This is a genomic window from Promicromonospora sp. NPDC052451 (genome assembly GCF_044547525.1).
GTDB lineage: Bacteria > Actinomycetota > Actinomycetes > Actinomycetales > Cellulomonadaceae > Promicromonospora.
Map to the genome: position 1 here is coordinate 70,072 of NZ_JBIUAP010000003.1, position 13,550 is coordinate 83,621.

Here is a 13,550-nt window from a genome sequence, read left to right on the forward strand (position 1 = left end):
TGTCGACGGTCACTGGTACAACGTAGTACCAGGCGTGAAGGTACCGTCGCCGGGCCGTCCCGTCCAGGAGGAGGCCGAGCGGTGAGACACGCCACCGCTGGTCCGGGCCGGTACGCACTAGACTGGACCGGCCCCCGCCGCCGTGGGCCTGCCCGCACCACCACCCCCTGACCGTGAGGAACCCCTGCGTGATCACTGCCCATGGCGTCGAGCTGCGCGTCGGCGCGCGCGTGCTGCTGAGCGAGGCCACCTTCCGGGTCGCCTCGGGCGACCGGATCGGCCTGGTGGGTCGCAACGGCGCCGGCAAGACCACGCTCACCAAGACCCTCGCGGGTGAGACCCAGCCCACGGGCGGGCAGATCGTGCGCGGCACCGACATCGGCTACCTGCCGCAGGACCCGCGCACGGGCGACCTCGAGGTGCTCGCGATGGACCGTGTGCTGTCGGCGCGGGCCCTCGACCACGTGATCACGCAGATGCGCGCGACCGAGGCCGACATGGCGTCCGACGACGCGGCCACCCAGGCCGCCGCCATGGAGCGCTACCCCAAGCTGGAGGCGCGCTTCCTGGCCGCCGGCGGGTACGCGGCGGAGTCCGAGGCGCAGATCATCACCGCCAACCTCGGCCTGGACGAGCGTGTGCTGGGCCAGCCCCTGAGCACCCTGTCCGGCGGTCAGCGCCGCCGCATCGAGCTGGCGCGCATCCTGTTCAGCGGCGTCGAGACGCTGCTGCTGGACGAGCCCACCAACCACCTCGACGCCGACTCGATCATCTGGCTGCGCGACTACCTCAAGGCGTACAACGGCGGCTTCATCGTGATCAGCCACGACGTCGAGCTGCTGCGCGCCACCGTGAACAAGGTGTTCCACCTGGACGCCAACCGGGGCGAGCTCGACCAGTACAACATGGGCTGGGACGCCTACCTGGAGCAGCGCGAGACCGACGAGCGGCGTCGCCGGCGCGAGCGGGCCAACGCCGAGAAGAAGGCGGGCACGCTGCTCGCCCAGGCCGAGAAGATGCGCGCCAAGGCGACCAAGGCCACCGCCGCGCAGAACATGATCAAGCGCGCCGAGAAGATGCTCGGCGGCCTGGAGACCGAGCGCGCCGCGGACCGCGTGGCCAAGCTGCGCTTCCCGACGCCGGCGCCCTGCGGACGCACGCCGCTCACCGCGGCCGGGCTGTCCAAGGCCTACGGGTCACAGGAGGTGTTCGCCGGGGTGGACCTGGCGATCGACCGCGGCTCCCGCGTGGTGGTGCTCGGCTTCAACGGTGCCGGCAAGACGACGCTGCTGCGCATCCTGGCGGGCGTCGAGTCGCCGGACACGGGCGAGGTCGTGCCCGGTCACGGCCTCAAGCTGGGCTACTACGCCCAGGAGCACGACACGCTCGACATGGACGCGACCGTCGTGGAGAACCTGCGGCACGCCGCACCCGACCTCACCGACACCCAGGTGCGCTCCGTGCTCGGCTCGTTCCTCTTCAGCGGGGACGACGCCGAGAAGCCCGCGCACGTGCTGTCCGGCGGCGAGAAGACCCGCCTGGCGCTGGCCACCATCGTGGTCTCGGGCGCGAACGTGCTGCTCCTGGACGAGCCCACCAACAACCTCGACCCCGCCTCGCGCGCCGAGATCCTGGGCGCGCTCAAGACGTACGAGGGTGCGGTCGTGATGGTCACGCACGACGACGGTGCGGTGGAGGCCCTGGAGCCCGAGCGCGTGCTCCTGCTGCCGGACGGCGACGAGGACCTCTGGAACGACAGCTACCAGGAGCTGGTCTCGCTGGCCTGAGTGGTTCGGCGGCCCGGGTGCGGGGCGCCGGTCCCGTAATTGCCGGGCCGTCGGGCGCGGCCTGTCCGCTGTGGCGGTGCCTGCGACGGACGGAGGGCGTTGCCTGCCATGGCGACGGAGAGTGGCGCGTGCCGCAGCGGTGGAGGGCGTTGCCTGCCGCAGCGGACGGTGCCGGGCGAGGGTGCCCCGCGCAGGTGCGTTGCACTGCGTAGACATTGTCTACTCACAGCAACCCAACCCCGCGGGGCAGGCTCACCGGAGACGCCGGGCAGGCCCACCGGAGAGCAGGTGCGTTGCACTGCGTAGACATTGTCTACTCACAGCAACCCACCCCCGCGGGGCAGGCTTACCGGAGTCGCGGGGCAGGCCCACCGGAGAGCAGGTGCGTTGCACTGCGTAGACATTGTCTACTCACAGCAACCCACCCCCGCGGGGCAGGCTCACTGGAGACGCGGGGCAGGCCCACCGGAGGCCCGGGCCCGGCCGTGCGCCCGGCGGCTCAGCGCAGCTGCGCCTCGATGAGGGCGTCCTCCTCGTCCTCCGCGGTCGGACGGCGGTCCCGGGGAGCCTTGCGCGCCCGCACGCCCTCGCCGTCGGCGGCCTCGCCCGAGGCCAGCAGCAGGTCGCCCGCCGAGACCGTCTCACCGCGCAGGGCGCCGCGCTCGCGACGCCACAGCAGCACGTACCCGCCGATCGCGCCGATCGCGAAGATGCCCCACTGGAAGGCGTAGGACAGGTGCGAGCCCGGGTCGGTGTCCGGCTTGGGCAGCGGGGCGAGCGCCGTGGCCGGTGCCGGGTCCTCGGCGCGCAGCGCGCCGTACGCCCCGACCGTACGCCCCTGCGCCCACGCGGCGCCCTGCGGCCCCGCGGCGAGCACCTGGGCGGTCGAGATCGCCTGCACCTGACCGGGCGGCGCGCCGCGGTCCGACGGCGGCTCGTCCGCGCGCAGCGACGTCACCACGGTCACCTCGCCCGACGGCGGCGCAGGCACCGTGTCGGGCGCGGACCCGTCGGACCCGAGCGGCACGAACCCACGGTCGACCACGATCACGACCTCCTGGCCGTCGGCCAGCCGGGCCTCGAACGGGACCAGCACGTGGTACCCGCCGCGGCCGCCGACGGGCCGGTTGCGCAGCAGCACCGTGGCGTCGGTCGCGTACTCGCCGGTCAGCTCGACCCGCTGCCACACCTCGTCGTCCGGCACGACGCTGCCCGGCCCGGGCAGGATCTCGTCGACCGGGACCACTGGGGCCGACCAGTTGGCGTTGACCAGGTCGATCTCGGCGTTGCGCGACTCCGCCCGGTTCCACTGCCAGCGCCCGGCGACCAGGCACAGCGCGGCGAGCACCACGGCCGCCACCGCCAGGATCACCCACTGCCGGGTGGTGCGGGGGCCGCGGGACTCCTCGCCGCCGCCGTCGTGCAGCACCCCGCCGTGGTGGGGCACCGGACCGGCGCCGCTCACGACGCGCGGTCCAGCTCGGCCACGGGCACGGTCTGCTTCCAGAACGAGCGCGCCCCGAGGAACTGCTCGAGGTGCTCGCGGTGCTCGTCGCACGCGAGCCACACCTTGCGCCGCTCGGGCGTGTGCAGCTTGGGGTTGTTCCACAGGAGCCCCCAGGAAGCCGTCGCGCGGCAGCCCTTCGCGCTGCAGATCAGCTCGCCGTCGGGCACGGCGTCGGGCGTCGGGCGGGGATCGGGGGAGGCGCCCAGGGATCCGAGGAGGTCCATCGGTCGTTCTCCTCAGTCGTCCACGTGGTCGATGACGCGTGCAGGGCCGGGCGTGGTGTACGTCGTCGCGGGCGAGGAGCCCGGGTCGGCGGGCGTCGTGGGCGGCGCGGCCGGGTCCGGGACGGGCAGCTCCGTGAGGGCCGGGGCCGCGGCGGGGGTCACCGGCGAGGTCTCGTGGGTGTTGCGCTCCCGGCCGGCGTTGGCGACCAGCACGGCGGAGTACGGCAGCACGACCGCTGCGGCGACCAGGGCCCAGCGCAGCCAGCCGTCGACCAGCACCGCCCCGATGATGCAGACGACGCGGATGGACATCTGGATGAGGTAGCTGCGCGTACGACGTGCCTGGTCCACCGCCAGCGGCTCGGGGGCCGAGGTGATGGACGGGACCGGCTCGCTCATCCCGCCAGTCTACGTCCGCGGCAGGCCCGCCGGGCACGTCCCGCGGGCTGCCGGACAGCCAGGTTCGTCACCCCGGGCAGGCGCCGGATTGGAGGAAACCGACAAGAACCGCGGGATCCCTGTGGCCCGGCGCGCGCGGCGGGCCGCCGACGCGCGGGGTAGCGTCGCAGCGGACCTGGATCGACCCAGGTCCCGGCCGCGGCCCCCAGCCTCGCGCGGCCTCTCCGTGCGACAAGCCATCACCACCGAGGAGCTTCAGGTGACCACCATGCCCGCCTCCCAGAGCATCGCCGCAGGTCCGACCGGGCGCGTAGTCGTCGTGACGGGGGCTGCCCGCGGCATCGGCCGCGCCATCGCGGAGCGCTTCGTGGCCGACGGCGACCGTGTCGCCACGATCTACCGCGGCGGGGAGCTGCCCAAGGGCGTCGCGCCCTACGTGGCGGACGTCACGGACACCGAGGCCGTCGACGCCGCGTTCACCGCCATCGAGAAGGACCTGGGCCCGGTCGAGGTGCTCGTGGCCAACGCGGGCGTGACCAAGGACCAGCTCCTCATGCGCATGAGCGACGACGAGTTCGAGTCGGTCGTCGACGTCAACCTCACGGGCACGTTCCGCTGCGTCCGCCGCGCCTCCAAGGGCATGATCCGCGCCCGCAAGGGCCGCATCGTGCTGGTCGGTTCCGTCGTGGGGCTGACCGGCGGCCCGGGCCAGGTCAACTACTCGTCGTCGAAGGCCGCCCTGGTGGGCATGGCGCGCTCGATCACCCGGGAGCTCGGCACCCGCGGCATCACGGCCAACGTCGTCGCGCCGGGCTACGTCGAGACCGACATGACGGCCGCGCTGTCGGAGGACGTGCGGGCCGGCTACCTCAAGTCGATCCCGGCCGGCCGGTTCGCCTCGGCGGACGAGGTGGCGCACGTCGTGTCGTTCGTGGCCTCGGACGCCGCCGGCTACGTGTCCGGCGCCGTCATCCCGGTCGACGGCGGGCTGGGCATGGGTCACTGACCCGTACTCTGAGGCCGCTACCTGCGGTTACGTCCGTACATATCCAACATTCTGGACATCACTCACGGCGCGGAGTTTCGTTCCGAGCCGCGATCCGCATTACGCTCGCACCCAGCGCAGGGGTTGTCTTGGCACGCCTGCGCTCGAACGGAAGGACATCATGGGTCTCCTCGAAGGTAAGAAGCTGCTCGTCACGGGCGTGCTGACCGATTCGTCGATCGCGTTCCACGCCGCCCGCCTCGCGCAGGAGGAGGGCGCCGAGGTCGTTCTCTCGTCCTTCGGGCGGCAGATGAAGCTCACGCAGGCTTTCGCCAAGCGCCTGCCGGTCGAGGCGCCCGTGGTCGAGCTCGACGCCACCAGCCAGGAGAACCTCGACGGCCTGGCCGACGCCGTGCGCGCCGAGGGTTTCGACCGGCTCGACGGCGTGGTGCACTCGATCGGGTTCGCCCCGCAGTCCGTCATGGGCGGCAACTTCCTCTCGGGCACCTGGGAGGACGTCGCCACGGCGCTGCACGTGTCCACGTTCTCGTACAAGTCGATCGCCGTGGCGGCCCAGCCGCTGATGACCGACGGCGGCGCCGTCGTCGGCCTCACGTTCGACGCGCAGTTCGCCTGGCCGGTCTACGACTGGATGGGCGTGGCCAAGGCCGGGCTGGAGTCCGCGAACCGCTACCTGGCGCGCGACCTCGGGCCCGAAGGAATTCGCTGCAACCTTGTCTCGGCCGGGCCGATCCGGACCACCGCCGCCAAGTCCATCCCGGGCTTCGCGACGATGGAGGACGCCTGGCCCAACCGAGCTCCCCTCGGCTGGGACCAGACCACGGCGGAGCCGGCGGCACGCGCCGTGTGCGCGCTGCTGTCGGACTGGTTCCCGGCGACCACGGGCGAGATCGTGCACGTCGACGGCGGCGTGCACGCCATGGGTCAATAGACGCCACGGGCACTGGACGGGCAGGAGGCTTTGATGGGTAGAGGGCCGGGCACGGAGCCCAGCACGTCGCCGGTGCGGCGGCTGGTGCTGCTCCGGCACGCGAAGGCGGAGCCGCCGTCGGAACTTCCCGACGAGAAGCGGCCCCTCGCCCTGCGCGGCCGGGACCAGGCAGTGAAGGTCGGCGCGGCGCTGGTCGCGGCCGGCCTCGTGCCCGACGCCGTCGTCGTCTCCGGGGCGGTCCGCACCCGCCAGACGTGGGACCTCGCGCGCAAGCACCTGGGTGAGCCGCCGGTGGACTACACCGACGAGCTGCTGGGTGCGATGCCGCGAGGTGTCCTCGCGCTGGTGCGCGAGCTGGATCCCGCGGCGCGGACCGTGCTGGTGATCGGCCACGAGCCCGCGATGGCGGGTACGGCCGAGCTCCTGGCCGGTCCGGGCTCGGAGGACGGCGCGCTCGCCCAGGTGCGGGTGGGTGTCCCGACGGCGACGTACTCGGTCCTGGAGTCGGACCTGGACTGGCCGGCGTGGGACCGCCGGCTGGCCCGCCTGACCCTGGTCACGCGCCCCGGCTGACCTGTCAGACCTCCCGACGGACGTGCCGGACGCCCGGTCGCTCCGGTGACCCGGGCGCCCGGCACGTCCGTCGTCGTCCGACCAGGGCGTCCGGACCGTGGGTCAGAGAAGGTCGAGAACCCTGTCCAGGCGGCCCTCGATCGAGTGCGGGGCCTGGGCACGGACGACCGGCTTGGCGTCGAACGCCACGCCCACGCCGGCGATGCCGATCATGCCGAGGTCGTTCGCCCCGTCGCCGACGGCGACCGTGTGCTCCAGCGGGATCTCCAGCGCGGCGGCCCACTCCCGGAGGGTCGCGGCCTTGGCCGCACGGTCGATCACGGGCCCCACGGTACGCCCGGTCAGCACGCCGTCGGCCACCTCCAGGCGGTTGGCACGCACCAGCTCGATGCCCAGCTCGGCCGCGACGGGCTCGACGATCTCCGCGAACCCGCCCGACACCAGCCCGAACGCCCAGCCGCGCTCCTGACATGCGGCGACGAGCTCGCGCGCCCCCGGGGTCAGCTCGACGGCGGCGCGCACCTTGTCCAGCGCCGCCACGGGGACGCCGGCCAGCGTCGCGACCCGTTCGTGCAGCGACTGCGTGAAGTCGAGCTCGCCCCGCATCGCCCGCTCGGTCACCGCGGCCACCTCGTCGCGGGTGCCGGCATGCTCGGCGATGAGCTCGATGACCTCCTGGCGAAAGAAGGTCGAGTCCACGTCGGTCACGATGAGTCGCTTCACGGGCACCAGTGTGCCGGAGCACCGCCCCGCCGCGCGTTCCCGTCCACGTGCTGCGCACCGAACACGCGCAGACGGGTCGAACGCAGGAGTAGTTGCACTCTGGGTGCTCAGAGTGCAACTACTCCTGCGTTCGACGCCGGGCGACCGTCGCCACCCCCGCGGCGGCGTCAGTCGACGACCGTGCCCTTCGGGACCACCACCAGGCCGCTCTCCGTCACCGTGAACCCCCGCGCGCGGTCCTCGTCGTGGTCCACGCCGATGCGCGCCCGCTCGTTCACCACCACGTTCTTGTCCACGATGGCGCGGTGCACGTGCGCGTACCGGTGCACCTGGACGTCGTCCATCAGCACCGAGTTGGACACGTTCGACCACGAGTGCAGGTGCACCCCGGGGGAGAGCACCGACCCGGCCGCCTGCGCGCCGGAGATGAGCACGCCCGGCGACACGATCGACTCGACGGCGTGCCCCATGCGCCCGGGCCCCACGTGCACGAACTTGGCCGGCGGCAGCCCCGTGTACCCCGTGAACAGCGGCCACTCGTTGTTGTAGAGGTTGAACACGGGCGTCACGGAGATCAGGTCCATGTTGGCGTCGTAGAACGAGTCGATGGTCCCGACGTCGCGCCAGTACCCGCGGTCGCGCGCGGTCGAGCCGGGCACGTCGTTGCGGATGAAGTCGTAGACGCCCGCCTCGCCCTGGGCCACGAAGGCCGGGATGATGTCGCCGCCCATGTCGTGCCGGGAGTCGGGGTTGGCCGCGTCCTTGGTCACGGCCTCGACCAGGGCGTCGGCGTCGAACACGTAGTTGCCCATCGAGGCGAGGATCTCGCCGGGGGAGTCGGGCAGGCCCACCGGGTCGGTCGGCTTCTCCAGGAACTCGCGGATCTTCGTCGGGTCGGCCGGGTCCACGTCGATGACGCCGAACTGGTCGGCCATGCCGATCGGCTGACGGATCGCCGCGACGGTCGCGCGCGCCCCGGACTCGATGTGCGCGTCCACCATCTGCGAGAAGTCCATGCGGTACACGTGGTCGGCACCGACCACGACCACGATGTCGGGCCGCTCGTCGTCGATGATGTTGAGGCACTGGTAGATCGCGTCGGCGCTGCCGAGGTACCAGTGCTTGCCCACCCGCTGCTGCGCCGGCACCGGGGCCACGAAGTTGCCCAGCAGCGGCGACATGCGCCACGTCTTGGAGATGTGCCGGTCCAAGGAGTGGGACTTGTACTGCGTCAGCACGACGACGTGCAGGTACCGCGAGTTGACGATGTTGGACAGGGCGAAGTCGACCAGGCGGTAGATGCCGCCGAACGGCACCGCCGGCTTGGCGCGGGCGGCGGTCAGCGGCATGAGCCGCTTCCCCTCGCCACCGGCGAGGACGATCGCGAGGACGCGGGGAGCGGAAGCCATACGCCGAGATTAGGGCCTTTCGGCCCGGTACGTCAGGTGGCGCGCTGACCCGCCGTGCGCGCTAGGTTGACGGTGTGTCCGACGCCGCAGCCGTTTCCCGTCCCGATCCCGCCGCCACGCTCCGTGTCGACCTGCTGACCCGTGAGTTCCCGCCGCACGTCTACGGCGGCGCGGGGGTGCACGTCGCGGAGCTCGCCACGGTCCTGGCCCACCACGCCGACGTGCGCGTGCGCTGCTTCGACGGCCCGCGCGACGCCGCCACGGAGGCGGCCGGCGTCACCGGGTACACCACCCCGGCCGCCCTCTCGGGCGCCAACGCCGCCCTGGCCACCCTGGGCACCGACCTCGTCATGGCCGACGACGTCGCCGGCGCCGACCTGGTCCACTCCCACACCTGGTACGCCAACATGGCCGGGCACCTGGGCGGGCTGCTGCACGGCGTGCCGCACGTCGTCACCGCGCACTCGCTGGAGCCCTTGCGCCCCTGGAAGGCCGAACAGCTGGGCGGCGGCTACGCGCTCTCGTCGTGGGCCGAGCGCACCGCCTACCTGGGGGCGGCCGGCGTCATCGCCGTCTCGGCGGGCATGCGCGCCGACATCCTGCGCGTCTACCCGGAGCTCGACCCGGAGCGCGTGCACGTGGTGCACAACGGCATCGACCTGTCGGGCTGGCAGCGCCCCGCGGCCGACGACGCCGACGCGCGCGCCACCGTGCACCGGCACGGGATCGACCCCGGCCGGCCCGCCGTGGTGTTCGTCGGCCGGATCACCCGCCAGAAGGGCCTGCCGTACCTGCTGCGCGCCGCCGCCGAGCTGCCGCCCGAGGTGCAGCTCGTGCTGTGCGCCGGGGCGCCCGACACCCCGGAGATCATGGCGGAGGTCCGGGGCCTGGTCGACGGCCTGCGCGAGACCCGGACCGGCGTGGTCTGGATCGAGGAGATGCTCCCGCGGCCCGACCTCACCGCCGTCCTGGCGGCCTGCACCGTCTTCGTCTGCCCGAGCGTCTACGAGCCGCTCGGCATCGTGAACCTGGAGGCGATGGCCGTGGGCCTGCCCGTGGTGGGCACGGCCACGGGCGGCATCCCCGAGGTGGTCGACGACGGCGTCACGGGCCTGCTGGTGCCGATCGAGCAGGCCGACGACGGCACCGGCACCCCGCTGGACCCCGACCGCTTCGTGGCCGACCTCGCGGCGGCGCTGACCCGAGTGGCGACCGACCCGGAGGGTGCGGCGGCCATGGGCACGGCGGGTCGACGGCGGGCCGAGGAGCACTTCACGTGGACGGCGATCGCCGACCGCACGATGGACGTCTACCGAGCGGTCCTGGCCCGGTCCTGAGCGGTCAGCGGACGGCGCCGTAGGTGGCCGCGCTCAAGGCGTGCCGGGCCGTGCGGTCCACCTCGCGCAGCGCCGTGGAGCGCTGGTCCACCTGGAAGACGTTCACGGCGCCGCCGTCGTCGACCGTGCCCAGCGCGACGATCGCGCGCAGGCGGCTGGCGAGGTCCAGGACGCGGGCACGCCGGCCGTCCAGGTGCGGCACCGGCCAGGACGCCGTGCTGGTCGAGCGGATGCGTTCGATCGCGTCGGCCGCGTCGTCGCGCCAGCGGGCCACGTCGAGCTGGTCCAGGGCCTCCGTGGCCCGCATGAGGCTCGTGCGCAGCTCGCGCTCGGCGTCGGCGACCGAGCCGATCGTGCCCAGCACCAGGGTGGTCCACGCCGGGACCTCCAGCACGCGCCACGTCACCAGGTGGCCCGGCTCGATGTGGCTGCCGAACGCCCGGATCTCCGGCACGGCCGCCCAGCTCCCCGCCGGCGTGGTGACCACCACGCACTCGCCGGCCTGGGTCGCGTCGTGGTTCGCCGCTGCGGGGACGCCCGCGGGGTCGCCGGGCGCGGGCAGCAGCGCGCAGACCTCGCGCGGTCCCGTGGTCCAGGCCGTGAAGAGGGTGCCGAGGTCGGTGCCGTCGGCGAATCCGGGCAGCCCCTCGACGGTGTGCGGCTCGTCGTCGCCCACCACGGACTTCACGGCGTCCGAGGTGTCGCCCACACCCTGCAGCCACAGGGCGAGCAGCACGCTCCGGGGGAGGTCCTGATCGGTGTCCACCGCAGCACTGTAGATGACGTGGCGCGCCGGAACACCACAGTTCAGAGCCGTGCGGTCAGGTAGGGTCGATGCCCATGAGCTCGGTTCTCCACCTTGCGGGCGTCACCGTCCGGCGCGGCACCTCGACCATCCTCGATTCCGTGGACTGGCAGGTGAACGAGGGAGAGCGCTGGATCGTTCTCGGCCCCAACGGCGCGGGCAAGACGACCCTCCTCCAGATCGTGGCCGCGCGCCTCCACCCGACGTCGGGCACGGCCACGGTGCTCGGGTCGACCCTCGGCCAGGTGGACGTGTTCGAGCTGCGCCCCCGCATCGGTCTGTCCAGTGCGTCGCTCGCCGAGCGCCTGCCCACGGCGGAGACCGTCCGGGACGTGGTGCTGACGGCGGCCTACGGCGTGACCGGGCGCTGGCGCGAGAGCTACGACGAGCTCGACGAGCAGCGCGCCAAGGACCTGCTGTCGGCGTTCGACGTCGACCATCTGGCCGACCGGACCTACGGCACCCTCTCGGAGGGCGAGCGCAAGCGCGTGCAGATCGCCCGCGCGCTCATGACCGACCCGGAGCTCCTGCTGCTCGACGAGCCCGGGGCCGGGCTGGACCTGGGCGGCCGCGAGGAGCTGGTGGCCACGCTGTCCCAGCTCGCCAACGACCCCGCCTCGCCCGTGCTGGTGCACGTGACCCACCACGTCGAGGAGATCCCGCCGGGCTTCACGCACCTGCTGCTGATGAAGAAGAGCGGTATCCAGGCGGCCGGCCCGCTCGAGGAGGTGCTGACCGCGGACAACCTGTCGGCGGCCTTCGGCCTGCCCCTCGTGGTGGCCCACGGCGGCGGGCGCTGGCTCGCGCGTTCGGCGCGCTGACGGAGGCGGTTCGGTACCAGTTCGGACACGTTCCGAACCCGGCCCCCTGAAACGGCGATTTTGCTACCGCCGTGTCAGTGGACCTTGGTAAAGTCCGGGCAAAGGTCCGAGGTGGCGGTAGATTCACCGCGAGGACCCGCCGACGGAGTGGTTCCGTGGGCGACCGGTCGCCAGCCGGAGCGGACGCTCGGAGGGAGCACCCCATGGCCTGGTTGTGGTGGGTAGGTGCGGCACTGATCTTCGCCTTGATCGAGCTGCTGTCGCTCGACTTCGTCTTCATCATGTTCGCGGGCGGCGCGCTGGCCGCGTCCGTGGCGAACGCGGCGGGCACCCCGCTGTGGGTACAGGCGGTCGTCTTCGTGGTCGCCTCGGTGGTGCTGCTCGTGACGCTGCGGCCCACGCTGATCCGGCACCTGCGCAACAACACGCCGAAGGCGCCCACCAACGCCGAGGCGAACGTGGGCCGCTCGGCATCGGTCGTGCAGGACGTCACCACGGCGTCCGGGCTGATCAAGCTCAGCGGTGAGGTGTGGAGCGCGCGGTCGGTACCCGGGTCGCCCCTGCTGCCCGCCGGCACTAGCGTTCGTGTGGTCCAGATCGACGGCGCCACCGCCGTCGTCGAGCCGGAGGCGTAGCCGCATGCCGCCTGGGCGCGGCCACGGAGCAGTTCCCAGCAGCACAAGAAGTCCCAGGCAGTCCAAGTCAGAAGCTTGAAACCGTCCGTGCGGGCCTAGGTGCCCGCGTAAGGAGACGTCGTGGAGTCATTCGGGCAAGTCCTGCTCTACCTGATCATTGCCCTGGTCGTCATCGTCGGCATCGTCGCGGTGATCCGCGCCGTGCGGATCGTCCCGCAGTCGGTCGCGCTCGTGGTCGAGCGCCTGGGTCGTTACTCGAAGACGCTCGACCCGGGTCTGCACGTGCTGGTGCCGTTCGTGGACCGCGTCCGGGCCGGCGTGGACCTGCGTGAGCAGGTCGTGTCGTTCCCGCCCCAGCCGGTGATCACCAGCGACAACCTGGTGGTCGAGATCGACACCGTCATCTACTTCCAGGTGACCGACGCCAAGTCGGCGGTGTACGAGATCGCGAACTACATCACGGCCATCGAGCAGCTCACCGTCACCACGCTGCGTAACGTGATCGGTTCGATGGACCTGGAGCAGACGCTGACCAGCCGCGACCAGATCAACGGGCAGCTGCGTGGCGTGCTCGACGAGGCGACCGGGCGCTGGGGCATCCGCGTCAACCGCGTGGAGCTCAAGTCGATCGACCCGCCGCCGTCGGTGCAGGGCTCCATGGAGCAGCAGATGCGCGCCGAGCGTGACCGGCGTGCCGCGATCCTCACCGCGGAGGGTGTCAAGCAGTCCGCCATCCTCACGGCCGAGGGTCAGAAGCAGTCCGAGATCCTCAAGGCCGAGGGTGACGCGCAGGCGCAGATCCTGCGCGCCGAGGGTGAGTCCCGCGCCATCCTCCAGGTCTTCGAGGCCATCCACCGCGGCGACGCGGACCCCAAGCTGCTGGCCTACCAGTACCTCCAGACGCTGCCGCAGATCGCCAACGGCACGTCCAACACCACCTGGGTCATCCCGACCGAGTTCACCGCGGCCCTGGGCAACATCGCCTCCGGCTTCGGCGGCGGTGGCCCGGCCGGTCCGGGTGGACCGGGCGTCCCGCCGGTGCCGCCCACCGACGGTCCCACGGGTCCGCGCGAGCCCGCCGACTCGGTGCTCGACGAGCCCCTGCTGCCGCCGCCCGCGGAGGCGCTGGCCGAGGCGCAGCGCCAGGCGGAGGCCGCCGTGGCCGACGCGACGAGCGCGGGCACCCGCTCGGGCGAGCCGTTCGACCCGAGCCAGGAGCGCGGTCAGCGCCCGGGTGGCGGCACGCCGCCCCCGCCGCCCGCCCCGCCGGCAGGCTGACCCACAGCCTGACCCCGGCGGCAGGCTGACCCACAGCCCGGCGGGGGGGGGGGGGGGGGGGGGGGGGGGGGGGCGGGCGCGGGCGCGGGGGGGGCGGGGGGGGCCGCCCGCCGCC

The 13,550-nt window shown here is 72.8% G+C and carries 14 protein-coding genes; 8 read left to right on the forward strand and 6 right to left on the reverse strand.

What is annotated here, in order from left to right; translation table 11 throughout:
- The first annotated feature begins 188 nt into the window (after nt 1-188).
- Nucleotides 189-1,787, forward strand: a complete 1,599-nt coding sequence (locus ACIG47_RS06065) for an ABC-F family ATP-binding cassette domain-containing protein (RefSeq protein WP_397414551.1) — start codon at nt 189-191, stop codon at nt 1,785-1,787.
- A gap of 499 nt (nt 1,788-2,286) precedes the next feature.
- Here ACIG47_RS06065 and ACIG47_RS06070 read toward each other — a convergent pair whose 3' ends face one another.
- From ACIG47_RS06070 to ACIG47_RS06080, 3 genes are read right to left on the reverse strand one after another with little or no spacing between them, the layout of a single operon-like run.
- Nucleotides 2,287-3,252 carry an SURF1 family protein gene (locus ACIG47_RS06070; protein WP_397430054.1) on the reverse strand — a complete coding sequence of 322 codons (966 nt, stop codon included), beginning with the start codon at nt 3,250-3,252 and terminating at the stop codon, nt 2,287-2,289.
- Entirely contained in the window at nt 3,249-3,518 is a 270-nt protein-coding gene (locus tag ACIG47_RS06075) for a hypothetical protein (protein WP_397430055.1), read from the reverse strand. Before ACIG47_RS06075 ends, ACIG47_RS06070 begins: the two co-directional genes overlap by 4 nt.
- Before the next feature lie 12 nt (nt 3,519-3,530).
- A complete protein-coding gene (locus tag ACIG47_RS06080; RefSeq protein WP_397430056.1) occupies nt 3,531-3,917 on the reverse strand; it encodes a DUF3099 domain-containing protein in 387 nt (128 codons plus the stop codon).
- 268 nt (nt 3,918-4,185) lie between these two features.
- Here ACIG47_RS06080 and fabG point away from each other — a divergent pair, with 268 nt between their 5' ends.
- From fabG to ACIG47_RS06095, 3 genes are all read left to right on the forward strand, one after another.
- Nucleotides 4,186-4,923: a 3-oxoacyl-ACP reductase FabG gene (fabG, locus tag ACIG47_RS06085; RefSeq protein WP_397414841.1), complete on the forward strand. Its 738-nt coding sequence runs from the start codon at nt 4,186-4,188 to the stop codon at nt 4,921-4,923.
- Between the two features lie 160 nt (nt 4,924-5,083).
- On the forward strand, nt 5,084-5,854 hold the full coding sequence (gene fabI, locus ACIG47_RS06090; RefSeq protein WP_397414560.1) for an enoyl-ACP reductase FabI: 771 nt from the start codon (nt 5,084-5,086) through the stop codon (nt 5,852-5,854).
- A 33-nt stretch (nt 5,855-5,887) separates the two neighbouring features.
- Nucleotides 5,888-6,427: a SixA phosphatase family protein gene (locus ACIG47_RS06095; protein WP_397414562.1), complete on the forward strand. Its 540-nt coding sequence runs from the start codon at nt 5,888-5,890 to the stop codon at nt 6,425-6,427.
- A gap of 102 nt (nt 6,428-6,529) precedes the next feature.
- Here ACIG47_RS06095 and serB read toward each other — a convergent pair whose 3' ends face one another.
- Both serB and glgC read right to left on the reverse strand, forming a co-directional pair.
- On the reverse strand, nt 6,530-7,156 hold the full coding sequence (gene serB / locus ACIG47_RS06100; RefSeq protein ID WP_397430057.1) for a phosphoserine phosphatase SerB: 627 nt from the start codon (nt 7,154-7,156) through the stop codon (nt 6,530-6,532).
- 161 nt (nt 7,157-7,317) lie between these two features.
- Nucleotides 7,318-8,559, reverse strand: a complete 1,242-nt coding sequence (gene glgC / locus ACIG47_RS06105; protein ID WP_397414566.1) for a glucose-1-phosphate adenylyltransferase — start codon at nt 8,557-8,559, stop codon at nt 7,318-7,320.
- 74 nt (nt 8,560-8,633) lie between these two features.
- Between glgC and glgA the strand changes: the two genes are divergently transcribed.
- Nucleotides 8,634-9,896, forward strand: a complete 1,263-nt coding sequence (gene glgA / locus ACIG47_RS06110; RefSeq protein ID WP_397430058.1) for a glycogen synthase — start codon at nt 8,634-8,636, stop codon at nt 9,894-9,896.
- A gap of 4 nt (nt 9,897-9,900) precedes the next feature.
- Here the strand turns inward: glgA and ACIG47_RS06115 are convergent, their stop codons facing one another.
- A complete protein-coding gene (locus ACIG47_RS06115) occupies nt 9,901-10,662 on the reverse strand; it encodes a hypothetical protein (protein ID WP_397430059.1) in 762 nt (253 codons plus the stop codon).
- 74 nt (nt 10,663-10,736) lie between these two features.
- Between ACIG47_RS06115 and ACIG47_RS06120 the strand changes: the two genes are divergently transcribed.
- The 3 genes from ACIG47_RS06120 to ACIG47_RS06130 all read left to right on the forward strand — a co-directional run bounded on the left by ACIG47_RS06120 (nt 10,737) and on the right by ACIG47_RS06130 (nt 13,435).
- Complete coding sequence (locus ACIG47_RS06120) at nt 10,737-11,522, forward strand: ABC transporter ATP-binding protein (RefSeq protein ID WP_397414572.1); 786 nt, start codon at nt 10,737-10,739, stop codon at nt 11,520-11,522.
- 203 nt (nt 11,523-11,725) lie between these two features.
- Nucleotides 11,726-12,157 carry an NfeD family protein gene (locus tag ACIG47_RS06125; protein WP_397414574.1) on the forward strand — a complete coding sequence of 144 codons (432 nt, stop codon included), beginning with the start codon at nt 11,726-11,728 and terminating at the stop codon, nt 12,155-12,157.
- Nucleotides 12,158-12,277: 120 nt separating this feature from the next.
- Nucleotides 12,278-13,435 carry an SPFH domain-containing protein gene (locus tag ACIG47_RS06130; RefSeq protein WP_397430060.1) on the forward strand — a complete coding sequence of 386 codons (1,158 nt, stop codon included), beginning with the start codon at nt 12,278-12,280 and terminating at the stop codon, nt 13,433-13,435.
- The last annotated feature ends 115 nt before the right edge of the window (nt 13,436-13,550 follow it).